Annotated in this window: 22 protein-coding genes and 1 tRNA gene; 7 read left to right on the top strand and 16 right to left on the bottom strand. The window is 63.7% G+C overall.

Annotated features, from left to right (window positions below; genetic code table 11):
- Positions 1-19 precede the first annotated feature (19 nt).
- Genes cydX through AC0KWY_RS17075 form a run of 3 tightly spaced genes read right to left on the bottom strand, consistent with a single transcriptional unit; the run spans position 20 to position 2,854 of the window.
- Complete coding sequence (cydX, locus tag AC0KWY_RS17085) at positions 20-121, bottom strand: cytochrome bd-I oxidase subunit CydX (protein ID WP_474026667.1); 102 nt, start codon at positions 119-121, stop codon at positions 20-22.
- 14 nt (positions 122-135) lie between these two features.
- Entirely contained in the window at positions 136-1,275 is a 1,140-nt protein-coding gene (cydB, locus tag AC0KWY_RS17080) for a cytochrome d ubiquinol oxidase subunit II (protein WP_474026666.1), read from the bottom strand.
- A 10-nt stretch (positions 1,276-1,285) separates the two neighbouring features.
- Entirely contained in the window at positions 1,286-2,854 is a 1,569-nt protein-coding gene (locus AC0KWY_RS17075) for a cytochrome ubiquinol oxidase subunit I (protein WP_474026665.1), read from the bottom strand.
- Positions 2,855-3,233: 379 nt separating this feature from the next.
- On the opposite strand from AC0KWY_RS17075, the gene AC0KWY_RS17070 reads away from it, so the two are divergent.
- The 4 genes from AC0KWY_RS17070 (at position 3,234) to AC0KWY_RS17055 (ending at position 7,649) form a co-directional block, all read left to right on the top strand.
- Positions 3,234-3,725: an RNA polymerase sigma factor gene (locus AC0KWY_RS17070; protein WP_474026664.1), complete on the top strand. Its 492-nt coding sequence runs from the start codon at positions 3,234-3,236 to the stop codon at positions 3,723-3,725.
- Entirely contained in the window at positions 3,722-4,621 is a 900-nt protein-coding gene (locus AC0KWY_RS17065; RefSeq protein ID WP_474026663.1) for a FecR family protein, read from the top strand. Before AC0KWY_RS17070 ends, AC0KWY_RS17065 begins: the two co-directional genes overlap by 4 nt.
- Before the next feature lie 102 nt (positions 4,622-4,723).
- The gene (locus tag AC0KWY_RS17060) at positions 4,724-7,069 is read left to right on the top strand and encodes a TonB-dependent siderophore receptor (protein WP_474026662.1); all 2,346 of its coding nucleotides are present in this window, start codon (positions 4,724-4,726) and stop codon (positions 7,067-7,069) included.
- 28 nt (positions 7,070-7,097) lie between these two features.
- The gene (locus tag AC0KWY_RS17055; protein ID WP_474026661.1) at positions 7,098-7,649 is read left to right on the top strand and encodes a nitrous oxide reductase accessory protein NosL; all 552 of its coding nucleotides are present in this window, start codon (positions 7,098-7,100) and stop codon (positions 7,647-7,649) included.
- A gap of 15 nt (positions 7,650-7,664) precedes the next feature.
- Here the strand turns inward: AC0KWY_RS17055 and AC0KWY_RS17050 are convergent, their stop codons facing one another.
- From AC0KWY_RS17050 to AC0KWY_RS17010, 9 genes are all read right to left on the bottom strand, one after another.
- On the bottom strand, positions 7,665-8,360 hold the full coding sequence (locus AC0KWY_RS17050) for a sulfite exporter TauE/SafE family protein (protein ID WP_474026660.1): 696 nt from the start codon (positions 8,358-8,360) through the stop codon (positions 7,665-7,667).
- Between the two features lie 287 nt (positions 8,361-8,647).
- Positions 8,648-11,074 carry a heavy metal translocating P-type ATPase gene (locus tag AC0KWY_RS17045; protein WP_474026659.1) on the bottom strand — a complete coding sequence of 809 codons (2,427 nt, stop codon included), beginning with the start codon at positions 11,072-11,074 and terminating at the stop codon, positions 8,648-8,650.
- The gene (locus tag AC0KWY_RS17040; RefSeq protein ID WP_474026658.1) at positions 11,071-11,634 is read right to left on the bottom strand and encodes a hypothetical protein; all 564 of its coding nucleotides are present in this window, start codon (positions 11,632-11,634) and stop codon (positions 11,071-11,073) included. Before AC0KWY_RS17040 ends, AC0KWY_RS17045 begins: the two co-directional genes overlap by 4 nt.
- Before the next feature lie 10 nt (positions 11,635-11,644).
- A complete protein-coding gene (locus tag AC0KWY_RS17035) occupies positions 11,645-12,022 on the bottom strand; it encodes a hypothetical protein (protein WP_474026657.1) in 378 nt (125 codons plus the stop codon).
- Positions 12,019-12,216 (bottom strand): heavy metal translocating P-type ATPase metal-binding domain-containing protein, encoded by a 198-nt coding sequence (locus AC0KWY_RS17030; protein WP_474026656.1) that lies wholly within the window; start codon positions 12,214-12,216, stop codon positions 12,019-12,021. Before AC0KWY_RS17030 ends, AC0KWY_RS17035 begins: the two co-directional genes overlap by 4 nt.
- On the bottom strand, positions 12,213-12,704 hold the full coding sequence (locus AC0KWY_RS17025) for a TlpA family protein disulfide reductase (protein ID WP_474026655.1): 492 nt from the start codon (positions 12,702-12,704) through the stop codon (positions 12,213-12,215). Before AC0KWY_RS17025 ends, AC0KWY_RS17030 begins: the two co-directional genes overlap by 4 nt.
- 56 nt (positions 12,705-12,760) lie before the next feature.
- A complete protein-coding gene (locus AC0KWY_RS17020) occupies positions 12,761-13,897 on the bottom strand; it encodes an ABC transporter permease (protein WP_474026654.1) in 1,137 nt (378 codons plus the stop codon).
- Positions 13,860-14,180, bottom strand: a complete 321-nt coding sequence (locus AC0KWY_RS17015; protein ID WP_474026653.1) for a hypothetical protein — start codon at positions 14,178-14,180, stop codon at positions 13,860-13,862. The genes AC0KWY_RS17020 and AC0KWY_RS17015 overlap by 38 nt, the downstream gene beginning before the upstream one ends.
- A gap of 64 nt (positions 14,181-14,244) precedes the next feature.
- Positions 14,245-14,418, bottom strand: a complete 174-nt coding sequence (locus AC0KWY_RS17010) for a hypothetical protein (RefSeq protein WP_374326971.1) — start codon at positions 14,416-14,418, stop codon at positions 14,245-14,247.
- A 472-nt stretch (positions 14,419-14,890) separates the two neighbouring features.
- Here AC0KWY_RS17010 and AC0KWY_RS17005 point away from each other — a divergent pair, with 472 nt between their 5' ends.
- From AC0KWY_RS17005 to AC0KWY_RS16995, 3 genes are read left to right on the top strand one after another with little or no spacing between them, the layout of a single operon-like run.
- On the top strand, positions 14,891-15,850 hold the full coding sequence (locus tag AC0KWY_RS17005) for a site-specific integrase (RefSeq protein WP_474026342.1): 960 nt from the start codon (positions 14,891-14,893) through the stop codon (positions 15,848-15,850).
- Positions 15,847-16,821, top strand: a complete 975-nt coding sequence (locus AC0KWY_RS17000; RefSeq protein WP_474026341.1) for a tyrosine-type recombinase/integrase — start codon at positions 15,847-15,849, stop codon at positions 16,819-16,821. Before AC0KWY_RS17005 ends, AC0KWY_RS17000 begins: the two co-directional genes overlap by 4 nt.
- A complete protein-coding gene (locus tag AC0KWY_RS16995; protein WP_474026340.1) occupies positions 16,814-17,833 on the top strand; it encodes a tyrosine-type recombinase/integrase in 1,020 nt (339 codons plus the stop codon). The genes AC0KWY_RS17000 and AC0KWY_RS16995 overlap by 8 nt, the downstream gene beginning before the upstream one ends.
- A gap of 195 nt (positions 17,834-18,028) precedes the next feature.
- Here AC0KWY_RS16995 and AC0KWY_RS16990 read toward each other — a convergent pair whose 3' ends face one another.
- From AC0KWY_RS16990 to AC0KWY_RS16975, 4 genes are all read right to left on the bottom strand, one after another.
- Positions 18,029-21,214, bottom strand: a complete 3,186-nt coding sequence (locus AC0KWY_RS16990; RefSeq protein ID WP_474026652.1) for a metallophosphoesterase — start codon at positions 21,212-21,214, stop codon at positions 18,029-18,031.
- 476 nt (positions 21,215-21,690) lie between these two features.
- Positions 21,691-21,766, bottom strand: a tRNA-Ala gene (locus AC0KWY_RS16985).
- Positions 21,767-21,837: 71 nt separating this feature from the next.
- Positions 21,838-22,833 (bottom strand): L-threonylcarbamoyladenylate synthase, encoded by a 996-nt coding sequence (locus tag AC0KWY_RS16980; RefSeq protein WP_474026651.1) that lies wholly within the window; start codon positions 22,831-22,833, stop codon positions 21,838-21,840.
- Positions 22,833-23,945: a 5-(carboxyamino)imidazole ribonucleotide synthase gene (locus tag AC0KWY_RS16975; protein WP_474029749.1), complete on the bottom strand. Its 1,113-nt coding sequence runs from the start codon at positions 23,943-23,945 to the stop codon at positions 22,833-22,835. The genes AC0KWY_RS16980 and AC0KWY_RS16975 overlap by 1 nt, the downstream gene beginning before the upstream one ends.
- Positions 23,946-23,985 lie beyond the last annotated feature (40 nt).

Below are 23,985 nucleotides of genomic sequence, written 5' to 3'. Positions count from 1 at the left end.
GATGCGGCTCAGCGCCGCCTCACTCCGCGTTTCTGTCTTGCTGCGCCTCGAACCACAAGGCATTGACGACGGCGAACAGGATGGCCATGGCAAGGCCCAGTACCCAGCTGAAATACCACATGATGCTTTCCCCTTTCAGTAAGCGGACTTGTTGTTGGCTTCGATGTAATCGGCGGTGACCTTGCCGGACATCACGCGGTAGGCCCAGCCGGTGTAGGCGATGACGATCGGCGTGAAGATCAGCGCCGCCCAGAACATCACCGACAGCGTCAGGTGGCTCGATACGCTGTCCCAGACCGTCAGGCTGGAGCGCAGGTCGGTAGACGACGGCATGACGAAGGGGAACATGGCGACGCCGGCCGTGCCGATCACGCCGAGTTCGGCGACCGCGCTGGCGATGAAGGCGAGCAGCGGCTTGTCGGCGCGAGCGCAAACGATGCCGAGCAGGCCGCCGACCAAACCGGCCCCGGGAATCGCCCACAGCAGCGGCTGCGCCTTGAAGTTGGCGAGCCACGCCCCGGCCTGCAGCGCCACCGTCTTGGCCAGCGGATCGGGCAGCGCGCCGGGATCGACCGGCGAGGTGATGACGTAACCGGCAATCCCCATCGCCACCCAGACGCCGGCACCGGCGAAGGCGACCAGCATGACGCTGCCGAACAGCGTCGAGGCGAGCTTCGCCCGCTGGTAGATGGCGCCTTCGGTGCGGATCATCAGGTAGTTGGCGCCGTGGAAGGTCAGCATCGCGAAACTGACGACGCCGGCCAACAGCGCGAAGGGATTGAGCAGGCCCCAGAAGCTACCGGTATAGACCGGCATCAGGTTGCTCTCGAAGTGGAAGGGAACGCCCTGCAGCAGGTTGCCGAAAGCGACGCCGAAGATCAGCGAGGGTACGGCGCCGCCGACGAACAAGCCCCAGTCCCAGGTCTTGCGCCAGAGCGGGTTGTCGATCTTGCTCCGGTAGTCGAAGCCGACCGGGCGGAAGAATAACGCCCAGAGCACGGCTAGCATCGCCCAGTAGAAGCCCGAGAAGGCGGTCGCGTAGACCAGCGGCCAGGCGGCGAAGATGGCGCCGCCGCCGGTGATGAACCAGACCTGGTTGCCGTCCCAGTGCGGACCGACGGTGTTGATGATGATGCGGCGTTCGACGTCGTTCTTGCCGATGAAGGGCAGCAGCGTGCCGACCCCCATGTCGTGGCCGTCCATGACGGCGAAGCCGAGCAGCAGGACGCCGACCAGCAGCCACCAGACGAGTTTCAGGGTTTCGTAATCGAGCATGACGGTTTCCTCACTTGGCGGGATTGAGCAGGGCGCTTTCGCCTTCGTAGCGGCCGGTGCCGAGGCTGGCCGGACCGAGGCGGGCGAACTTGACCATCAGGTACATCTCGGCGACCAGCAGCAGGGTGTAGAAGCCGACGAAGCCGGCGAGCGAGCCGTACAGGCTGGCGCTGGACAGCGCCGAGATAGACAGGTTGGTCGGCAGGATGCCGTAGATGGTCCACGGCTGGCGGCCGTACTCGGCGACGAACCAGCCCATTTCACAAGCCAGCCAGGGCAGCGGGATCGACCACAGCGCCCAGCGCAGCAGCCAGCGCTTCTCGCCGATCCGGTTCTTCGCCGATTCCCAGAAGGCGATCAGCATCAGCGCCAGCATCAGGAAACCGAGGACGACCATGATGCGGAAGGTCCAGAACATCGGCGCCACGTCGGGGATGGTGTCGCGCGCAGCGCGGGCGATCATCTCCGGCGTCGCCTGGGCGACATCGGCGGTGTATTTCTTGAGCAGCAGACCGTAGCCGAGATCGTCCTTGATCGCCGCGAAGCGGGTTTTCTCCGCCTCGCTGGCGCTGCCGGCGCGCAGTTTCTCGAGCAGCTTGACCGCCTCGATGCCGGTGACGATGCGTTCGGCGGCGCGCGCTTCGAGCTGGTCGATGCCGGGCAGCACGGTATCGGTCGAGCGCGTGGCGATCAGGCCGAGCGCGTAGGGAATCTGCACTTCGGCATGGTTGGTGCGCTGCTGGTCATCGGGCAGCGCGAACAAGGTGAACGGTGCCGGCGCCGGCTCGGTCTTCCACATCGCTTCGAGCGCCGCCAGCTTGGTCTGCTGGTGCTCGGTCACCGCGTAGCCCGACTCGTCGCCGAGGACGATCACCGAACACGCCGCGGCCAGCCCGAAGGAAGCGGCGATGCGGAAGGAGCGGCGGGCGAACTCGACATGCACGCCGCGCAGCAGGTACCAGGAACTAATGCCGAGGACGAAGATCGAGCCGGTGACGTAACCGGCCGACACGGTATGGACGAACTTCGCCTGCGCCGCCGGGTTGAGCAGCAGATCGGCGAACGAGGTCATCTCCATGCGCATGGTGACGAAACTGAACTCGGAACCGACCGGGTTCTGCATCCAGCCGTTGGCGATCAGGATCCACAGCGCCGAGAAGTTCGAGGCGATGCCGGTCAGGTAGTTGATCACCAGGTGGCCGCGCTTCGACAGGCGGTCCCAGCCGAAGAAGAAGAGACCGATGAAGGTCGATTCGAGGAAGAAGGCCATCAGCCCCTCGATCGCCAGCGGCGCGCCGAAGATGTCGCCGACGTAGTGCGAGTAATAAGCCCAGTTGGTGCCGAACTGGAACTCCATCGTGATGCCGGTGGTGACGCCGAGCGCGAAGTTGATGCCGAACAGCTTGCCCCAGAACTTGGTCATGTCCCGGTAAATCTCCTTGCCGGTCATCACATAGACGGTTTCCATGATGGCCAGCAGGATCGACAGACCCAGCGTCAAGGGAACGAAGAGGAAATGGTAAAAAGCGGTGGCCGCGAACTGCAGCCGTGACAGGTCGACGACTGTCGAGTCGATCATGACGATACTCCCTGGTTGATGAGCAGACAGGAGTCGCCGATGCCCGATCCGGCCTGCCGGCGCCACGGCAATGAATGCCGCGCAGCGCCCGCGATCGCCACGGTTCCGTTCGTTTGCATCTACCCTCCGGCCTGTTTCCGGTTATGTGACTGGCGTCCCCCGCTGCCGCCCCGCGTGCCTTGCTGGCTTGTCTGTGATGGCGGACAGCAGACCGGCGGATTCTCGACGGGCACCGGGCGCTGCAGAAGTGACCGAATGTCGCAGCGGGCATGCGGCCGCCGGCAAGGCCTCGCCGCCTGCTGCGGCAATATGCCGCACGGGACCTGCGCTAGCGCCCACTATCATTCGCGGGCTATCGAAAACGCAGGATCTCGCTTCCATGAACCGCTTCGTGACGGCGCTCTACCTCGACCACATCGGCGAAATCCGCCGTTACATCGGGCGCCGGATCGCTTGCCGGGACACCGTCGCGGACCTCGCCCAGGAAACCTTTGTCCGCCTGCTCAGCGTCAACCAGGCACCGGCCCCGGACAAAAGTCGCGCCTACCTGTTCCGGATTGCCGAACACCTGACGATCGACCATTACCGGCGGCAAACACCGCTGACGGAAAAGCAGGTCAGTCTCGACGAGTGCGCCGACCTGCCGTGCCCCGCCCCGCCGCCGGAGCGCCATGCCATCGCCCGCCAGGAACTGCGCCGCCTGCAAGCGGCGATCGATGCCCTGCCCCCGCGCTGCAAGGAGGTCTTTCTGCGCCACAAGTTCGACGGCTTGCCGCAGAAAACCCTGGCCGCCGAATACGGAGTCACGCTGAACGCCATCGAAAAACTGCTGATCCGCGCCCTGCTCCAGTTGCGGAGCGCGCTCCAATGAGCGCGCAGGCCGACGACCCGGTTGCCGAAGAAGCCGCCCGCTGGTTCCTGCGCCTCAACGAGAGCAAGGCCGACCCCCGGCAACAGGCCGAATTCGCCGCCTGGCTGGGACGTTCGCCACGTCATCGCGAGGAATACGCCCAGTTCCAGCGCCTGTGGGGCGCGCTCGAACAAGTCAAGCCGCGGCGCGGGAAGCGCCGGCAAACCATGGCGGCACTATTGCTCCTCGGCCTGGCGACGCTGACCGGACTGCAGCAGCGCTTCGCCAGCGAAACCGTGCAACTGACCCAAACCGGCGAACAGGCGGAGCTCGTCCTGACCGACGGCAGTTCGCTCCACCTTGACGGAAACACCCGCATCCGCATCGAACATTCGCTGCTGCAACGACGACTGATCCTCGAACAGGGCCAGGTCTTCGTCGAGGTCGCCCCTGGCCTGCGCCCCTTCGTCGTCGTCGCCGGCGATGGCGAGACGCGTGACATCGGCACCCGTTTCAACGTTCGCCGCGATGACGACCGCGTCACCGTCAGCGTCGCCGAAGGGCGGGTCGAGGTCCGACTGACGAGCACCGAGGCCGCCCGGGAAATCGGCCGCGGCGAGCAGCTTTCGTACCGCTTCGGGCAACTTTCGCCCGCCCGCCGGCTGGCAGCCGACAGTCCCGAGTCCTGGACCAGCGGCCGCTGGCAGTTCGACGACGCCGACCTGGCCGAGGTCGTCGCCCAGATCAACCGGCAGCACGCGCGCCCGGTGCGCATCGACGACCCGCGCCTGGCCGCCTACCGGATCAGCGGCGTCTTCTCGGCCACCGACCGCGCCGGCCTGCTGGCTGCGCTGACCCGCCTCTATCCCCTGCGCCTGATCGAACGCGACGGCCAAACCGTGATCGTCGCCCGCTGATTTTTTGGTGCGGCGATGTCAGGTTGTGCGCAAGGCTTGCGTCTACCACCCCAGCACGCCACTGATCGTGCCCACGAAAATCAAGATCACCGGGGTTATTCCATGCACAAGCCGTTACGTCTCGCTCTCCTGCTAGCCGCCATCTGCGGCAGCAGCGCCGCCCAGGCTGCCACCTTCGACATTCCCGCCCAGCCGCTGGCCAGCGCATTGACCGCCTTCGCCAGGCAGAGCGGTTGCCAGCTGCTGTTCAATCCGGAAGAGCTGAAAACCCTGACCGCCTCATCGCTACGCGGCGAACTCCCGGCGGAGGCAGCACTGGAACGCCTGCTCGCCGGCAGCGGATTATCGGCACAAAGCAGCGGCAAGGACAGCTACGTGATCCGCCGCAACACAAGCGCACAGATCCTGCCGGAAGTGCTGGTCAGGGCAACGCAGGAAGCGTCCTATCGAGCGGAGAGCGTCGCGCTGGCCGGCAAACTGCCGTTGAAGCCGCGCGAAATCCCGAACTCCGTTTCAGTGCTTACCCGCCGTCAACTGGATGACCAGGAGCTGACTGCGATGCCGGAAGCCATGCAGCAAGTCACCGGTCTCAACGTCATCGCCAACGACACACTCAGTCACCAGTATCTCGCGCGCGGCTACCAGGTCGGGGTGATGTACGACGGCATTCCTTCCTACAACGGACTCACGCCGTCGAACCAGTTCGACCTGGCGCTCTACGAGCAACTTGAAGTGTTACGCGGTCCGGCGGGTCTGTTGCGTGGCGTCGGGGAGCCGGGCGGCGTACTCAATCTGGTCAAGAAGAAACCGGGAAAGGACTTTGCGGCATCCGCAACGCTCAGCGCCGGTTCCTGGGACAGCTACCGCGAGATGGGCGACATTACCGGCGCACTGAACGCGGACCAGACGCTGCGCGGTCGATTCGTCGCGGTCAGCGAACAACGCGGCTACTTCCACGACCATTCGCGGGGGAAGAAATGGGCGGTGCTGGGCGCCGTGCAGTATCTTTTCAGCCCGCAAACCGTGTTCGATGTCTCGTTCTCGGCGCAGCGACACGATGTCGACAATCCCTATTACGGTCTGCCCGCGTCTTCAATCACCGACGCCAGCGGGCGCTACCAGATGCTCAAGGTGTCGCCGTCAACCTACCACGGCGCGGACTGGAACCGGATGCTTTACGACACGCGCGAGGCGAGTGCCAGCCTTGAACACCGCTTCGCCAACGAATGGGTGGTCAAAGCCAGCTATAACGCCCGGCAAGTCAAAGCCTATGCCAAGGAAATCTATACCGGCAGCACGGTGGACAGCGTCACCCGGCGGGTAACCTACTGGAGCGATCGCTGGGCCGACGACGATCTCCGCACCGGCCTGGACATCTATGCCGGCGGGCCATTCACCTTGTTCGGGCGCAAGCACAATTTCCTGCTGGGCTACAACAGCGAGCACTACAACCACGTGGGACGCTACGGTGACGGCCCGACCTACAGCGATGTCGTCTGGGGTGATGAATCGGCCTTGCCCGAACCCGTCATTGCCTATGCTTCCGGTTCGGAAAAGGACTACCGCCAGTCCGGCTGGTATTCGCAACTGCGGCTGAACCCCGTGGAGCGCCTCACCGCCGTTCTCGGCGGTCGCACGACGAGCTTCGACAGCAAGAACCGCAACGTGGCCCCGTCGCCAACCGATGACTGGAAACCTGGCGCCAAAGCCGACAACGAATTCACCCCCTACGCCGGACTGCTTTTCGACCTGAGCCAGGAAATCACCCTTTACGCCAGCTATGCCGACATCTTCATCCCGCAAACCCAGAAGAAAGAGGATGGATCGACGCTGGACCCGCGCGTTGGCCGCCAGAACGAAATCGGCGCCAAGGGCGAGTTCTTCGACGCCAAGCTCGGCGTCAGCCTCGCCGCATTCAAGATGCGCGACAAGAACCGCGCCTTCCGCGACCCGGCTTACCCGACAAAATTCTTCTACCTGAACGCGGGCGAAGTCGAAAGTCGGGGCACGGAATTCGAGGTCACCGGAAAACCGCTGCCGGGCATGGACATTTCGCTGGGCTACACCCACCTGAAAACACGCTATGTGCGTGACCGGACCAATCAGGGGAAATCGTATTCCATCGAGACACCCGCGCAGCAATTCAAGTTCTGGGGCAACTACCGTTTCGGCAACGACAGCGCGCTGGCTGGCTGGAGCACCGGACTCGGCATCCAGCACATGGGCAAGGCACAAAGCTCGCGCGGTCGCCGCGACCAGGTGGTCAACGACGCCTACACCGTGGTGAACGCCCGCGTCGCCTACCAGATCGACAAAAACTATTCGCTCAGCCTGATGGTCAACAACCTGTTGGACAAGAAATACTACGCGTCGGTCGGGCAACCCCACATCTACAATTTCTATGGCGAGCCGCGCAACTTCATGCTGACCCTGCATGCCAGCTACTGACATGGCGCCAGCACCAGGAGACACCCCGATGCATCGACGAACCCTCATCAAGGCGGCTCTTGCCGTTCTGGCCGGCAACGCCGGAACGGCCGAGGCCACGGCAGAGGCCGACCCCGCCCCGCTCGACAACGAACTCGAAAAACACCCGCGCTGCGTCGTCTGCAACATGGACCGCCGCCAGTACCACTATGCCCGCCACCTGCTGCATTACGGCGACGGGCATGCCGAGGGGACCTGTTCGATCAATTGCGCGGCGGAGTGCATGCTGCGCGAGCGGCGGCGCGGCTTCACGGCGATCTACGCACCGGACTACGGCGTCGCCGGCGAGCCGAAGCCGTTGATCGAGGTCGCGGCGGCGACCTACCTGATCGGCTCCGACCTGCGCGGGGTGATGAGCCCGGTCAGCAAGTACGCCTTTTCCGAACGCGCCCGCGCCGAGGCGGTGCAGGCGGTTGCCGGCGGCCGTCTCGGCACCTTTGCCGAGGCGCTGGCGGCGGCGCTGGAGGACTATGCGCGCAGCCTGAACCGGCGCTACGACGGCGACCGGGAAAAGCTCAAGCGCCAGGGCAAGCTCTCGTAAGGCAGCGGGCCGGGCTCAGACGATCAGCCGGTACATCACCAGGTAGTAGCGCAGCCCCTGCCACAGCGTCGAGGCGCCCAGCGCGATGACGAACAGCGCCGCGCCCTTGAGCAGCCAGCCGCGCAGGCGCGGGCCGAGGCGGCCGAAGAGGAACGAGGCGGTGAGCATCGCCGGCAGGGTGCCGGCGCCGAAGGCGAGCATGAGCAGCGCGCCGCCGCCGAGCGAGGCGGCGGTGGTCGCCTTGACCGCCATCGCCATGGTCATCGAGCACGGCATCAGGCCGTTGATCGCGCCACCGATCAGCGCGCCGCGCACCGGGCCTTTCTGCACTGCCAGCGTGAACTGCCGGCGCAGCCAGGCGACCGGCGCGAAGCCGAGGCTGTTGCGCCACGGCGAGACGCCAAGCAGGTCGAGGCCGAGCAGGATCACGACGACCCCGGCGCCGATCTGCAGCACGCCCTGCCAGAGACCGATCCAGCCGGTGGACACGAGCACCTGACCAAGCCCGGCGGCGATCACGCCGACCACGGCATAGATGCCGATGCGCGCGCCGTGGTAGGCGAGATAAGGAGCGGGGCCGCGCGCGCCGAGCTTGATGAAGAAGGCGGACACCAGCCCGCCGCACATGCCCAGGCAGTGGCCGCTACCGAGCAAGCCGGTCATGAAGGCGAGGAACAGCGGCAGTTCGCCGGCCGCCGGAGAAAAATCCATCAAGCTTGCAACCTCGGTTGGACGCGGCCGCTGGCGCGTTGGGACGGGATGGCCGGCGCACAGCGACGACGCGGCAGGCTCATGCCGGCAAGGCGGCGCGAAAACGCGCCGGCGAAAATTTCGGCAGACGGCGAGTTTCGGCACAGCCACCAAGCCGGGCGCCCGTCCGGGCCTGCCAGCGGCCGCGTAGCGCCATCAGCCAAAGCGTGACTCGTAGCGCAGGCTTGGAGGTCAGCATGCATGCGCCGGCACGAGGAGAGATCAGCGGTCAACTGAGGTTTCAAGGTTCACCGTTGCAAGCGCAGCGAGTTGCCGACCACCGACAGCGAACTCATCGCCATCGCGGCGGCGGCGATCATCGGCGTCAGCCGGCCGGCGGCGGCGAAGGGAATGGCGACGACGTTGTAGCCGAGGGCCCAGAACAGGTTCTGGCGGATGATCGCCATCGTCCGCCGCGACAGCTCGATGCCGGCGGCGACGCGGGCGATGTCGCCGCCGACCAGCGTCACCGCCGCCGCCTCGACAGCGATGCCGGCGCCGCCGCCGATGGCGAAGCCGACGTCGGCGGCGGTCAGCGCCGGGGCGTCGTTGATGCCGTCGCCGACCATGCCGACCTTGCCGCCGGCGGCCTGCAGTTCGCGCACCAGCGCCAGCTTGTCAGCCGGCGTCAGGCGGGCGAGCACGCGCTCGATGCCGACTTCGGCGGCGACATGGCGGGCGACCGCGTCGACATCGCCGGTCGCCATCACGGTTTGCAGGCCGAGCCGGTGCAGCAGCGCGATCGCCTCGCGGGCGCCCGGACGGGCCTGGTCGGCAATCGCGAAAATCGCCGCCGGCACGCCGTCGAGCGCCACATACACCGGCGTCTTGCCTTGCGCCGCGAAGCGCTCGGCGGTTTCCTGCCAGGGCGCCGGATCGACGCCCTGCTCGCGCAGCAGGTCGGCGTTGCCGATCACCAGCCGCTGCCCGTCCACCAAGGCGACGATGCCGCGCCCGGGCAGCGCGGCGAAGCTTTCGGCGCTCAGCGCGCCGGCCTGCCGCCCATGGCACCAGTCGCCGAGCGCGCGCGCCAGGAAATGCTCGGAACCGCTTTCGGCGGCGCCGACCAGCGCCGCCAGCCGGGCCTCGTCGTGGCCGGCGGCGAGGACGGCATCGCTGACCGTCGGCCGCCCCGCGGTGATGGTGCCGGTCTTGTCGAAAACCAGCGTCGTCAGTTGCGCCGCCGTTTCCAGCGCCTCGCCGTGACGGATGTAGATGCCACGGCGCGCCGCCTGGCCGGTGCCGACCATGATCGCCGTCGGCGTCGCCAGGCCGAGCGCGCAGGGACAGGCGATGAGCAGCACGGCGACGGCATGCGACAACGCCGTCGCCGCCGGCGCGCCGGCCAGCGCCCAGCCGCCGAAGGTGAGCCCGGCGACGCCGGCCACCGCCGGCACGAAACGCGCCGAAATGCGGTCGGCCAGTTTCTGCACCGGCAGCTTGCTGCCCTGCGCCTGGTCGACCAGGCGGACGATGCCGGAGAGCACGGTGTCGGCGCCGACCGCCGTGACGCGCAGCACGAAACTGCCGTTGCCGTTGATGCAGCCGCCGACGACGCGGTCGCCGGGGGCCTTGGCGACCGGCAAGGATTCGCCGCTGAGCATCGCTTCGTCGACGCTGCTCGCGCCCTCGACGACGATGCCGTCGCTCGGCACGCGGGCGCCGGCGCGCACGCGCAGGCGATCGCCAAGGCGCACGTCGTCGATCGGAACTTCGCTTTCCGCGCCGTCGGCCGCAATGCGCAGCGCGGTTTCCGGCTGCAGTTCGATCAACTGGCGGATCGCCTCGCCGGCCTTGCCCTTGGCGCGCTCTTCCAGGTAGCGGCCGAACAGCACGAAGGCGCAGATCGCCGCCGCCGATTCGAAATAGACGTGATGGCGACGCCCGAACAGGCCGGGCAGGCTGTAGCCCCAGGCGGCGCCGGCGCCAATGGCGATCAGCGTGTCCATGTTGGCCTCGCCCTGGCGGGCGAGCTGCCAGGCCTTGCGGAAGATCTCGCCGCCACTGCCGAAGAGCACCGCCGACGACAGCGCGAACTCGACCAGGCGCAGCGCCGGCGAGCGGTGCATCAACATCCCGGACAGCACCACCGGCGCACTGAGCAGCGCCGAGCGGACGCTGCGCCGCCGCGCCTCGGCGATGCGCGCCTGCTCGCGGGCGATCACCTGGCGGCGCTGCGCCAGCGTGTCCATCGGCTGCGCCGCGTAGCCGAGGCGGCGGATCACTTCGGCGACGCCAGCGCGGTCGATCGCGCCGCGCACATTGACGCTGGCGGCGGCGAAATTGACGTTGGCCTCGCGCACCCGCGGGTCGCGCCGCAGCTTCATCTCGATCAGCAGCGCGCACGAGGCGCAGGTCATCCCCTCCACCGACAGCGAGCACTCGCTGAGCGGCGCATCGGCCGGCGGCGGTGCCACCGGCGCGGGCGGCGGCGCCGCTTGCAGGTGACCGAGAATGGCGTCGAGCGTCGCCAGCAGGCGCGCCTCGGGCAGCGCGTCGGGGTCGAAGCGGACGGTCAGCGAGCCGATGTCGACGACGACGCTGACCTCGCGCACCGCCGGCTGCTTGCGCAGCAGGATTTCCAGCAGGTAGCAGCGCTCCGCGTGCCTCACCAGCACCGGCGAAACGATGCGCAGGCGGCGGCGCAGGCGGTGGGCGACGCGGAAATGCTTCATGTCTTGCGGTAGCGGACCAGCAGGAAGACCAGATAGAACACGGTCAGCCAGGCGTTGCTGTGGGCCAGCGGGTTCTGCAGCCAGCGTTTGGTGATCAGGTCCCAGTGCGTCTTGATCAGGTAGAAGGCGACGATGTCATTGAAGAAATTGGTCAGCGCCTTTTCCGTCAGCGCGCTTTCCAGCACCGGCTGCACGCGGGCGCGCAGCGAACCGGGCAGCGCCTCGCCGGGCGGGATCAGGATCGTCTTCAGGCGGTCGAGGGCCGGCTGCAGGCCAAGCGCCGGCGCGGCGGCTTCATCCGGCGGCAGGCGTTCGAGCAGGGAAAACAGGTAACGGGCGACGCTCGCCGTCGATAGCTGCGCCGCGTCGAAACCCAGCGTCAGCGACTGTCCGGCCGCATCGACATGGGCACGGCGGACGCCGGCCAGCCCGGCCATGCCGGTTTCGATGCCGGCGGCGAGCGACGCCGCGCAGAGTTCGCCGGGCAGCGCCAGGCACAGGTAACCGCTGCCGCGTTCGCGGACGACGATGCGTTCCGCCAGTTGCCGCGCGTTTGCCATCGCCGCCTCCTCAGGTCCGTTCCGCGTCGCCGGTCGCGGCGGCGGGCGGCTGGACGCCGGACAGCTTTTCCTCGGCCTCGGCCATCAGGTCGTTGAGGTTTTCCTTGCGCTGCAGCGCGAAGTCCTTGCCCATGCCGCCCAGTTTGCCCAACCCCTCGGTGATTTCCTTCTGGTACTTGAAGAGCAGGAAACCGGCGGCGATGCCGCCGACCGCGCCGAGCGCCAGCAGCGCCAGCGGGTTGGGCAGCACCGCCCGGCCGAGCAGGCCACGGCCGAGCGCCAAGCCGCCGGCAGCCATCATCGCCCCATTGCTCGCCGGCTTGCTGGCAAGCTGGCCGGCCTGCTGCATCAGGTGCGGCATCTGCTTCATCATGGTTTCGTTGATCATTTTTCGTCCTTTCGCGGATTGTCTGGATTCTGGTCGGCGCCGCCCGGCGCCGCCTGGATGTCGTGCAGCATTTCATAGATGCCGCGGCAGCCCTCGCAGCAGAAACGATACGCCTGATCGCCGACCTGCAGCCGGAAGGGCTTGGCGCCGATGTCCAGGCCGCATAGCGTGCACCGCGTCTGGTCCTGGCTCATTGCAGCAAGGCCGCCGCTTCGCGCTCGAAGGTCGCGGCGTCGGCTTCGCCGACGATCTTGCCGCGCACCGTGCCCTGGCCGTCGATGAAGAAGGTGGTGGGCAGGCCGACCACGCCGTAACGCTTGGCGATCGCCGAATCGCCGTCGAGCAGCGCCGGGTAGCTGACGCCGATCTTGCCCATGAAGGCATCGACGGTCGCCTTGTCCTGGCCGGCATTCATCGCCAGCACGACCAGGCCGCGCGGCTGCAGGCGGCCGTAGACGGTTTCGATCGCCTTCATCTCGCCTTCGCAGTAGCGGCACCAGTCGGCCCAGAAACGCAGCACCACCGGCCGCCCGGCGAGATCGCCGGGAAAATTCACCGGCGTGCCGTCGGCCCGTTGCGTGCTGAAGGCGGGCGCCGCCAGGCCGACATTGACCTTGGCCGGTTCGCCGCCACCGCAGGCGGCGAGCAGCAGGAGGGCTAGGGAGAGGATGAGGGGACGCACGTTCGATCCGGTTCGCTGGGCAATGACAGGACAATAGCCTTGCCCTGCCTGTCTGATCAAGCCCGCATCACGGCGTCCGGCTCGGCGTGCGCCGCCCGCCACACCGGCAGCAGCACGGTCAGCGCGTAAGGCAGGACGGTGAGCAGGAAGAGGATCGCCAGTTGCCGGAGATCGACCGCCGGCGACAGGTGGAAGCTGGGATAGAGCACCGACCAGCCGCGCAAGGCCGGCGCGAAGAGCGCCGCGTCGTAGCGGAAGACGTGCAGCCAGGCGGCGATGAAGCCGATCAGGAAGGCTGCCAGCGCAATCAGCAGCCCCTCCCAGAGCTTCATCCGGATGACGTCGCCGCCTTCCCAGCCGATTGCCTTGAGGATGCCGATCTCGCGCCTTTCCTCGGCGGGCAGGCCGGACGCCTTTTCCCAGGCGAGGATGGCAAAGGCCAGGACCACCCCGGCGAGCACGGCAAAACCGATGCCGTCGCCCCAGCCGAACAGGTTCCGGTAGAGCGTCAGCACGTCGGCGCGCGGGATCGGCCGCAACTCCGGCTGCGCCGCCCGGATTGCCGCCGCCAGCGCTTCAGCGGACTGCGCCCCGGCGCTGCGCAGCAGGGCATCGGTGTACTGGCCGGCCGGGTATTCGAAGAAGCGGCGGAAATCGTCCGCCGCCAGCAGCACCAGGTCGCCGCTCAGGAGTTCGCTGTCCTCGGGCAGCACCGCCGCCACCTTGAAACTGAACAGCTTGCCGGAATAGCTGCGAAAGGAAATGGTGTTGCCCGGCACCAGGCCGCGTTCGCGCGCCACCGCGTTGCCGATGCTCAGCGTACCCGCGGCGACTTCGGCGTCCGGGCGCGCCATCAGCGTGTAGTTGGCCTTGACCACGCTGTCGTAGTAATAGCCCCACAGCCGCCCTTGCACCTCAGCCACCCCGGGCAGGCCGGCCAGACGGTCGACGTCGGACTGCGCCAGCAGGTCGTGGCGCCCCGCCACTTGGCGCTGGACGACCATTTCCGGCGCCCCGGCCAGCACCGTCAGCGCCTCGCTGCGCAAGGCGTGACCGAACAGCATCAGCGACGCCAGCACGAAGACCAGCGCCGAGAAGACCGCGAGCAGACCGAGGCTGCGTGCCTTGCGGCGGGCCAGCGCGGCGATCGTGAAGTCAATCAGGTGCAGTTGTTTTTCCAGCCAGACTGGCATCGGGATCACGCTTGACAGGGGGTGGCGGCAACAACGCCGCGCTCGGGAAATGGTCGAAGGCCGCCGGATGGTCCTGGAAGGCGGCATGCTGGTCGGCCTGACTGGGATGGCGGGTGTAACGCGCCTCGCAGAACAAGGCCAGGTCGGTCAGCCCGTACTGTGCCGTCATCGCCCGCAAGCGCCCGAGCCGCGCCGCCGCCCCGGCATCGTCAACGGCAACGAGGCCGGCCGCGACAACGGCCAACGCCGACAACAAGCCAAGGACAACGAGGGAAGGACGCAAGGCTAAACGCTCCGGGAATCGGCAGGAATCATACGACAACCCGGCGCGCCCGGGCGCAGCCGCGTCAGAAACGGTTGGCCGCCCGCATCAAGGCCCCGCGCAGGGCGATGGTCACGCTCGAACCCAGCCCGACCCGCTGCGCCACCGCCGGCAGGATGATCAGCGAAGCCAGCGCAAAACCCGCCCCCAGCAACAAGGAGGTCATTTCCGGCTGCTTCTGGACTGGCGCGTTCTGCATGATGTTCATCCCCCGATAACGATGGCGGAGATGTTAGCGCCGGAGCGCCGCGGGTGGACTGCGGCAAATTGTCGCAAGGGTGCGCAAAGGAGATGCTCCGGCGTTTCGGCAATGGCTTGCATGGCCCCGCAGCCAATCCAATGGATTAGTTCAACCAAGCCGCGACATTTCAATGACCTGCGGCGGGCCGTGCCACGGGGAGGAAAGAGGGGGACGGCAACGATCCAGTTTCCCTCACGCGCACACACGCGTTCGCTTACAACATGCGCTCCAGCGGCAACAGGCGGCATCTCGGCCTTATGTAGAACTCTACATAAGGCCGATTATGCAGAGCCCCCGATTATGTGGACTTGCCAGAGAGTGAAGCCGCGAAAGCGGCGCCATTTGGGGCTTGGCGGCGACTGATATCGCTGAGAGGTCAACATAATTTTCGCGGTCGTCTGAAGTGGTAATTCCACTTCAGGAGGCCGTTATGAACCAAGTCACTCTGTCACCAGCGGCGCCAAGCGCCCGCCAATCCGCTGCGCAGTCGGAACAAATTTCCGAGGAGTTGCGCCGCTACGACGAACACCTACGCAATGTACGAGGGCTGGCGGCGGCAACGCGTGTCGATTTGATTCGCGTCGCAGGCTGGCTGCTGCGGCAACAGTTCGAGGAAGGTGCCGTCGATATGGCCAAGCTACAGCCCGACGATGTTCGCCGATTCCTCGCCAGCCAACTCGACGCCCATCGAACTGCCTCCAACGCATCGCGGTTGGCGGCGGCGCTTCGAAGTTACTTCCGATATCGGACCACCTGCGGCGACCCGGTCGGCAGACTGACAGCTGTCATCACGAACCCGGTTCACTGGAAGCTGGCGTCCTTGCCACGCGCCCTCAAGCCGGACGAAGTCGAGCGCCTGCTGAACTCGTTCACCGCCGATCGTCGTTGGCCGAAGCGGGGCTATGCCATCGTCCGTTGCGCCCTGGACATGGGGCTGCGCTCCTGCGAAATCGCGCATCTCATGTTGGCCGACATTGACTGGCATGCCGGCACGGTGACGCTGCGCGGCACGAAGTCGCTGCGGCAGGACATCCTGCCCTTGCCGATGGAGACCGGCCAAGCCTTGGTCGACTACCTGCAACACGAGCGACCCACCGCAGTCAATCCGGCCGTCTTCGTCCGGCACGGGGCGCCGTACGATCAACCCATCACTCCGAATGCCATTCGGAACGTAATTCGCCGTGCCTACCACCGCATCGGCCTTACCCATTCCCGCTCGCATGCCCTGCGCCATACCCTGGCATGTCGCCTGGTGGAGAGCGGCAGCTCGCTCAAGGAAGTGGCCGATGTCCTGCGCCACCGTTCACTGAGCACGACGCTGATCTACGCCAAGCTCGACACGCCGAAGCTGTCCGCCGTGCCGCTGCCCTGGCCGGGGAGCGGATCATGAGCCGGCGCATCAGCCTGCAGGCGAGAATCAACGACTACCTTGCCGAGCGCCGTCGCCTGGGCTTCGAGTTGCACTCGCGGGACACGCTCCTGGCAAGTTTCGCCCGCTACGTCGCCGGTCGACATCACCGAGGGCCACTGACCGTCGATCTCATGGCGGATTGGGCACGGCGCGACAAAGGAAACCGGGGAACACCAGGCACCTGGGCGCATCGCTTGGCGTTGCTGCGGCCCTTTGCCCGCTACCTGAAACAGTTCGAGCCCGATACCGAGGTGCCGGATGAGTTGATCTTCGGTCCGGAGCCGGGACGGGTTGCGCCCCACATTTACCGCGAGGACGAGATCGTCGAATTGCTGGCGGCGGCTCGCCAGCTCGGGCCTCGCGGCAGTTTGCGCCCGATGGCCTTCGAGACGTTGTTCGGACTGATGGCTTCGACCGGACTGCGGGTCTCCGAGGCCCTTCACCTGCGCGACGCCGATGTCGATCTCAAACGCGGGATGCTGACCATCCGGCAAACCAAGTTCGCAAAGTCCCGGCAATTGCCGCTGCACCCGAGCACGGTCGAGGCATTGGCGCACTACCGGTGGCAACGCACCCGGCATGTTCCGAGCACCGGCGACACCCCGTTCCTGATCAGCAGCCGTGGCCGGCGGCTGGGGCAGCCGCTCGGCGACCGGCAGGCCCACCGGGTCTTCAATGCCTTGCGGGACAGCCTCGGCTGGGTCAATCGCGGGGCGCATGAAGCGCCACGGCTTCATGACCTGCGCCACACCTTTGCCGTCCGGCGCCTGATGCGCTGGCATGCCGAGGGAACCGATATCGATCAGATGATGCTGGCGCTGTCGACCTACCTGGGCCACGCCGAGATCTTCTACACCTACTGGTATCTGACGGCCGTTCCCGAATTGATGGCGCTGGCCGGCGGCAAGTTCGAGCACTTCGTCGATTTCCCGGGAGACGGCGATGAGTAAGGCCAAGCCCCAAAAATCGCCGCCGTCATTTGCCGCGCTCGTCCAAACCTACTTCACCGAGCATCTGACGCAGCACCGGGCGTTGAGCCCGCAAACGATCGCTGCCTACCGCGATGCCTTCATGCTGTTTCTTGGGTTTGCCGAGTCCCGTCTCGGCAAGACGCCGACCACGATGGCGCTGGCCGACATCACGCCGGATCTGATCATGGCCTTCCTCGATCATCTGGAATGCCAACGACACAATTCCGTGCGTAGCCGCAATGCCCGTCTGGCGGCGCTGCGGTCGTTTCTGAAATTCGCCGCCCACCGGGACGTGTCGTCGTTGCAAGTGATTGAACGCGCCCTCGGCGTTCCCGTGAAACGCTTCGAGCGACCGATGTTCGGCTACCTGTCTCGCGAGGAAATGCTGGCGGTGATCGGCACGTCGGACGGAACCTGGACCGGCCAACGCGATCAGCTGCTGTTCCTGCTGCTCTACAACGTCGGCGCACGCGTTTCGGAAATCACCGCGGTCAAGGTCGGCGATGTGGTGCTCGAGGCGGGCGCGGCTTGCGTTCATCTGCATGGCAAGGGCCGCAAGCAGCGCAGCGTTCCACTGTGGCGCTCGACCATCAAATCAATCCGGGCCTGGCTGAAAGTGAATCCGCAGTTCGATGCAGCGTCAGCGCTGCTGCCCAATCGCGATGGCCAAGCGATGTCACGATCCAACGTAGCGAAGCGTTTGGCGCTGGCGGTACAAGCCACCGCTGAAACTCTCCCCAACTTGGCAAAGCGGCACATCTCGCCTCATTCCATTCGCCACACGACGGCCATGCATCTATTGCAGGCCGGCGTCGACATGAGTGTGATCGCACTTTGGCTCGGCCATGAAAGCCCGGAAACAACCCACCAATACGTCGAGGCTGATCTGGCGATGAAGGAACGCGCTCTGGCTCGGCTGCAGGAACCCAAAGCAAAAATCTGCCGCTACCGTGCACCTGACTCGTTGACCGACTTCCTGAAAACGCTTTGATTATGTGGAGATCGGAATTCGCGCCTGCCGCTGCCATCCAGCGGTTGGCGAGTGATCCAACTCGAAGCTCCACATAATCGGGGGCTCTGCATAATCGGCCTTTTCGGACATTCGACTTGCTCGAAACCCCCGACCGCTTTGGCGCGGAAATCAGCCCTCCGATTTGTCCACTAAAACCGGGCAATTCAGTTCTGATCACTTTCCCCTCTTAGTGTCGTTAGGGCGCCTTTGGTATCTTGTCTCAAGCGCTGCAATGGAAGCCCGATTATTCATGAGGAATGAGTTTTGCAGTCGATTCAATAAGCTCACAGAGTGTTTTGGCGTCGCATTCTGTCCTGGTAATTTTCTTGTCGAATGGGCTTTGACCTCGATGTCGCGCTGAGTACGCACATCGATCTTGACAGCCTCCGCCAATTGCATTTTATCGGCATGAGGCACATAGAACATGTACAGGTGTCGGGCGACCAATCCTTGTAATAACTTCCACCCAAAGTAATTGCTGTCCAAATCCTTGGCCAAAACCCGTATCTCATCAATAGGCGGAGCCCCAGGGAAACTGAGTTTGGCTGCCGTCGCCACAACCCGATAAGACAGCCCTCCATTTTTTTCAACCGTTTGGTCGATGATGGACGCGAGCTTAGGCGAGCCAATAATTTCTCCCTGTCGGCTCACGAATGCATCAGCAACCGCACCAAGCGTCGAGAACAAAAATCGTTTTGCTACGCGATCGATCTTTTGTTTGCTGATCGATGGGAAATTCCGGTGCAGCCGTGCAGTAACCTCCAGGAGGACTGCTTCTGGCTCAGAATTAATGATCGAACTGAAAAAATTCACCCCGCGCAGAGGTGCGTCAAATAGCCGAGTCAGCAAATCACTTTTGAGTTCGTTGCCAATGGAACCGTAGCGACCTTTGAGGACCTGCCCAATAATTTCACTAGTTTTGAAAAGCAGATTAAGTTGCGTAAAACTGTCCAGCTCATAAATCGAGGCGACCTCTTTATCCGGTACCGCTTCCGGCAATTTGGCAGCCTTATCGTCAGTTTTCCGGCTTTCCCGGTTATTTTCGTCAAGATTGCTGGTATCGACGATCAGTTTCGCCTTTTCGGTAACCCATATATTCAATACTTCGGCATCGGTTTCCAGCTTCAAGGCAGGAACACTATTGAGAATGGCAGATAACAAATCCGCAATCTCTCGAATAAACCAATTGCCGTTGAGATGATGCGTCAAAAACAGAACTATATTGGCATTCTCTTTAATGTAGATATGTTTACACAGGTGCGTAATTTTCTCCCGTAGCTCTGGCTGCTCTTCGAGATTGTCGGCCAGGTACTTGGCGACAAAAAAGAACTCCAGATAGGGAAAAGCAAATGCGTATTCACCATTGCGACGGACAAGAATCTTGCTCTCTTCCAAGAGGCCAAGCCGTTCCACCAGATCAGTAGGGTGAACTTTCTTTGAGAACCATAAGTTGAACTCTTGTATGGCTTGGCTGGAGAGCGATTTGGTCTTTTGACAGAACATAGTCCACGCCATGTGGACCAAGTAGCTCTGTATTTCGTCAAACTCGTCAGATTTTACCTTGGCGAGCGATAGCGAATGACGGAACATGTATTCGTAGTATTGAGCGGTCCCGGCATTGGCGAGCGATCCTTTCTCATTAACCTCCATGCTCTGCAGGAGAACTAAGGCATTGAACGCTGTCATGGCCACCAGGCCCTTGCTAAATACGCTGTTGATGGCCCGATCAGCCGCATGCACCTTGGCTTGAAACTCATCTTGATCGAGTTGATGGCCAATTGCATACCAGCGCCGAATAAGGTCATGGCGTAATTTGTATCCAAACCCTTGCATTCTGAGCTGCTTATACTCCCGCAAAGCAGAGACGGCGTCTGTCGAGGAGATGGTCATGACCTCGTAACGCTCATTGGCCAAGATGACGACACGTCCAAACTGACCTTCGATATTTTTTACGACTCGACTGATAACATCCCCACGCGAACCCAAGGCTTCTAAGTTATCAACCAGGGCAACTTTTTCCGCCTTAGCCAACTGCAAATATTTCGTTTCAGCCTCAGCCCCATAGGTTTCGACAACCTGCCGAGAAATAACCCTTAGAAAGTTATCCGAGTTCCCATTGGCATCTTTGGCGTCAAACATGAGCGGTTTCAGCCCTTGACGCAGGTATTCGTGATGCCAATGTTTGAGCAAACTGGTTTTCCCGTACTGCTCATCACCGTAGATCAGGATAAAATTATATTCTGCATCGGGTCGCAATAACGTCTCGGCAGGAATAGAGTCCTGGTCATCGCCATCACCATCCATAGATTGCAGATCTGGAGAGACAAAGACATCCGATAGCTGAATAACTTCCTGCATGGGGTGTGAAAAAGCCGCATTCATGGACTCCAGGCCGGATTTTGCTCGCTCGGTGAGATGAAAGCCATTTTTGGGTCGATGCTTGGGAATGCTAAGGTGATTGCTCCAAGTGGCTTTGCCCGATACCGATTGATAGATATCTTCAGACCATTCGAAGGTCTCCTGCGCTATCGTGTTGGACGAAGTATCGAGCCATAAAACTGAGAAAGAAGATTGCTCGCCCTTTTCCAGTGCGGGTGCTTCAAAAAAAATCGTCGAATGTTTTTCAACATCGGTAATGATGCTGGTAGCCGTCGTATGCTCGTGGCCAGACATTACAATTTGATAATTTGTTTTAACCAACTCACGAAGCGGATGATATGCATTTTGGGCATACCAATTCAGTGGGTGATGCATCAACAAGATATTGATCGTTCCAGGCTCTTCCTGCAGTGCTTGATAACGATCCACCGGAAAAACCAGCGATCCTTTTGACTCCGGAACGGTAGAAATCCAGCTTGCATTCATGGCACTAAACCGCAGGATGCAGTCATCTGTTCGATAGCGATAGTCACACCAAAGCTTGTCTGAATAACTTAGGTTCGGGTTCTCTAGCTTTTCAAGGAAGGTGTAGTAGGCCTGCAGAGGCTCAGTGCAGTCCTCAATGAGATCATCATCGAGTTCCGGGTTCGCTTCACTTGCCAGGCTCTTGATCAGTCGATTGCGTGTTGTTTTGGATTCTTTGAAAGCTCCATCATGGTTACCAGGCACCGTAATAAAGGTGACCTCACCACTGAAATCCTTGCGGATCGTATCTCTCAAAGTGAACAGAAATTTCAGTGCAATCTCGAATTCATCTACTGAACCCGCGTTGACAATATCACCAGTAAATACAACGAAAACCTGCTTAGCTTCTGCCAAGAGTGGGCGCATCGTTGCTGCAATCGCTTGCGCCCTACTGGTGATTTTGCATTGTTTTGAATTGATGTGACCGTCACTCAAATGCAGAAGAATTGCTTTCATTTTTGTCATTAGAAACAGAGATGGACAACCATACACTGAAAATGACAGATTGATCAATTCAATTGACCCACAGCCAGGGATCGGTCGAATGAGAAAATATCTATCGAACAACACACACCCTATGATCAAGACCAAACATGGGCGAGTGCGTTGTTAGGCATGAAGCTGCTGCTCTTGTGTCACGCCAGCGAATGGCCGGTGGCTACACCTTAACGGTCGTTACCGGTCTTAGCCCCAACGACCGTTATGGCCGACGAGCACGTATTGGCAATCCGGCAGCAGTCAGAGTCACCCAGACCTGTGAGTAGCAGCTTCGGACAGCCGATGACAGGCCGGTCAGCCGACATCAGAAACAAAAAAGCCGAGACCATCTGTGGTCTCGGCTTTTTCTATGCTGCAAGCCCCAGAAGCCTATCGCTGTCAAACGGCAAGGTTTTCCTTCCCGGGACAACTATGGACTTACTTGGAACTGAAACTGGTGGACCGAATGAGGATCGAACTCACGACCTCCGCATTGCGAACGCGGCGCTCTCCCAGCTGAGCTATCGGCCCGTAAGGCGCGCATTATAGCCTAGGCAGGGGCGGTTTCTGCAAGCGGCTTGGCGATGCCGGCAACGCTGCGCTCATTTCTGCCCGGCGCCGGCCGCGGCGCGGCGCAGGCGGTCGGCGACGGCGGCCCAGTCGGCGCCGGCTGGCAGGGCTTCGACGACGATCAGGTCGACACCGGCGTGGTCCATGTCGCGCAGCGCGGCGTAGAGGTCGTGGGCGTAGCCGACCGGGTCGGCCGGCAGCATCCGCCAGGCGTGCGGCATGCCGGCCTGCGGCGGCTGGTTGGGGCTGAGCACTGCACACTTGCCGCCGCGATGGCGCTGGGCGTTGAGGAAGTCGAGCAGGCGCTCGCCAGCGACCACACGCAGCGGCGTGGTCGGCGCGTAGTGCGCTTCCAGCGAGCCGGAGACGCGCGGCGCGCCGCTACTGGTTTCGATGGTCGGGGCGCGGCCGAGCACCGCTTCCAGATGCAGCGGCGAGATGTGGCCGGGGCGCAGCACCACCGGTTCGCCGCGCGAGCAGTCGATGATCGTCGATTCGATGCCGACGGCGCAGGAACCGCCGTCGAGGATCAGCGGCACGGCTTCGCCCAGCTCCTCGGCGACGTGGGCGGCGGTGGTCGGGCTGATGCGGCCGAAGCGGTTGGCCGACGGCGCGGCGATGCCGGCGTGCTCACCTTTGGCGACGGCAAAACGGCGTAGCAGTTCGAGCGCCACCGGATGGCCGGGAACGCGCAGGCCGACGGTGTCCTGGCCGCCGGTGACGGCGTCGGGCACCCAGGCCTGCTTCTTCAGGATCAGCGTCAACGGGCCGGGCCAGAAGGTTTCCATCAGTTCCCAGGCCACCGTCGGCACTTGCTCGGCCCAGGCCTCGACGGCATCGTGGCCGGCGAGGTGGACGATCAGCGGATGGTCAGCCGGGCGGCCCTTGGCGGCGAAAATCTTGGCCACCGCCGCCGGGTTGGCGGCGTCGGCGCCGAGGCCGTAGACGGTCTCGGTCGGCAGCGCGACCAGTTCGCCGGCGCAGAGCAGGTTGACGGCGCGGGCGTAATCGGCGTCGGAAGGCGTCATCAGTCCTTGATGCCGATGGCGGCGCGGGCGGCCAGCGCGGTCTTCTGCACGGCTTCGGCGTTGTCGCCGATCACCGTGAAGTGGCCCATCTTGCGGCCCGGCCGCGCGTGGTGCTTGCCGTAGAGGTGCAGCTTCAGGTTGGGGATGGCGTAGAGCACCGACCAGTCGGGTTCGCGGTAGGTATCGCCGTCGTACCAGAGGTCGCCGAGCAGGTTGACCATCACCGACGCCGAATGCGCGCGCGGCTCGCCCAGCGGCAGGCCGCACAGCGCGCGCACCTGTTGCTCGAACTGGTTGGTGACGCAGGCATCGATGGTGTAGTGGCCGCTGTTGTGCGGGCGCGGCGCCATTTCGTTGACCAACAACTGGCCGCGGCTGACGAAGAACTCGACGCCCATGGTGCCGATGTAGCCGAGCTTTTCGGCGATGCGCGCGGCCACATCCTCGGCGTCGCTCTGCATGCAGCCGGTGGTGCGCGCCGGCACGATGGAGACATCGAGGATGCCGCGCGTGTGCTGGTTCTCGCCGGTCGGGAAGCAGGCAACCTTGCCCTGCTCGTCGCGCGCCAGCACGACGGAAACTTCGTAGTCCAGCGGCAGACGCTGTTCGAGCACGCATTGCTCGCCCTTGAACTGGGCGAAGGCGAGCAGCGCCTCCGCGACGTTGTGCACCGTCGCCTGGCCCTTGCCGTCGTAGCCGAAGCGGGCGACCTTGAGGATGGCCGGGAAGAGGCTGGCCGGCGCGGCCTTCAGGTCGGCTTCGCTGTTGACCTCGACGAACGGACCGTGCGGGAAACCGTTGTCGCGCAGGAAGGTTTTCTCGCTGACGCGGTGCTGGCAGATGGCCACCGCCGCCGCGTGCGGACGCACCGGCACGAACTTGGCGAGGTAGTCGAGCGTCGCCGCCGGCACGTTCTCGAATTCGGTGGTGATCGCGGCGCAGCCGGCGGCGAATTCGTCGAGCGCGGCGTAGTCGTCGTAGGCGACGCAGAAGTGGCGTTCGGCGATCTGCGCGGCGGGGGAATTCTTGTCCGGATCGAGCACCCAGACCCGGTAACCCAGTTCGTGGGCGGCAGCAACGAAGAAGCGGCCGAGCTGGCCGCCACCAAGCATGCCCAGCGTGGCGGGCGGAAGTATCGTCGTGGTGCTCAAG

The organism is Azonexus sp. MM2026_4, from assembly GCF_055901855.1.
Note: the sequence above shows the minus strand (reverse complement) of the source record. Positions and strands in the feature narration are given on the sequence as shown.

Excerpts from the sequence above, each read along its gene's own strand:
- cydX (WP_474026667.1), bottom strand. The coding sequence starts at position 121 with ATGTGGTATTTCAGCTGGGTACTGGGCCTTGCCATGGCCATCCTGTTC.
- cydB (WP_474026666.1), bottom strand. The coding sequence starts at position 1,275 with ATGCTCGATTACGAAACCCTGAAACTCGTCTGGTGGCTGCTGGTCGGC.
- AC0KWY_RS17075 (WP_474026665.1), bottom strand. The coding sequence starts at position 2,854 with ATGATCGACTCGACAGTCGTCGACCTGTCACGGCTGCAGTTCGCGGCC.
- AC0KWY_RS17070 (WP_474026664.1), top strand. The coding sequence starts at position 3,234 with ATGAACCGCTTCGTGACGGCGCTCTACCTCGACCACATCGGCGAAATC.
- AC0KWY_RS17065 (WP_474026663.1), top strand. The coding sequence starts at position 3,722 with ATGAGCGCGCAGGCCGACGACCCGGTTGCCGAAGAAGCCGCCCGCTGG.
- AC0KWY_RS17060 (WP_474026662.1), top strand. The coding sequence starts at position 4,724 with ATGCACAAGCCGTTACGTCTCGCTCTCCTGCTAGCCGCCATCTGCGGC.
- AC0KWY_RS17055 (WP_474026661.1), top strand. The coding sequence starts at position 7,098 with ATGCATCGACGAACCCTCATCAAGGCGGCTCTTGCCGTTCTGGCCGGC.
- AC0KWY_RS17050 (WP_474026660.1), bottom strand. The coding sequence starts at position 8,360 with ATGGATTTTTCTCCGGCGGCCGGCGAACTGCCGCTGTTCCTCGCCTTC.
- AC0KWY_RS17045 (WP_474026659.1), bottom strand. The coding sequence starts at position 11,074 with ATGAAGCATTTCCGCGTCGCCCACCGCCTGCGCCGCCGCCTGCGCATC.
- AC0KWY_RS17040 (WP_474026658.1), bottom strand. The coding sequence starts at position 11,634 with ATGGCAAACGCGCGGCAACTGGCGGAACGCATCGTCGTCCGCGAACGC.
- AC0KWY_RS17035 (WP_474026657.1), bottom strand. The coding sequence starts at position 12,022 with ATGATCAACGAAACCATGATGAAGCAGATGCCGCACCTGATGCAGCAG.
- AC0KWY_RS17030 (WP_474026656.1), bottom strand. The coding sequence starts at position 12,216 with ATGAGCCAGGACCAGACGCGGTGCACGCTATGCGGCCTGGACATCGGC.
- AC0KWY_RS17020 (WP_474026654.1), bottom strand. The coding sequence starts at position 13,897 with ATGCCAGTCTGGCTGGAAAAACAACTGCACCTGATTGACTTCACGATC.
- AC0KWY_RS17010 (WP_374326971.1), bottom strand. The coding sequence starts at position 14,418 with ATGCAGAACGCGCCAGTCCAGAAGCAGCCGGAAATGACCTCCTTGTTG.
- AC0KWY_RS17005 (WP_474026342.1), top strand. The coding sequence starts at position 14,891 with ATGAACCAAGTCACTCTGTCACCAGCGGCGCCAAGCGCCCGCCAATCC.
- AC0KWY_RS17000 (WP_474026341.1), top strand. The coding sequence starts at position 15,847 with ATGAGCCGGCGCATCAGCCTGCAGGCGAGAATCAACGACTACCTTGCC.
- AC0KWY_RS16995 (WP_474026340.1), top strand. The coding sequence starts at position 16,814 with ATGAGTAAGGCCAAGCCCCAAAAATCGCCGCCGTCATTTGCCGCGCTC.
- AC0KWY_RS16990 (WP_474026652.1), bottom strand. The coding sequence starts at position 21,214 with ATGAAAGCAATTCTTCTGCATTTGAGTGACGGTCACATCAATTCAAAA.
- AC0KWY_RS16980 (WP_474026651.1), bottom strand. The coding sequence starts at position 22,833 with ATGACGCCTTCCGACGCCGATTACGCCCGCGCCGTCAACCTGCTCTGC.
- AC0KWY_RS16975 (WP_474029749.1), bottom strand. The coding sequence starts at position 23,945 with ATGCTTGGTGGCGGCCAGCTCGGCCGCTTCTTCGTTGCTGCCGCCCAC.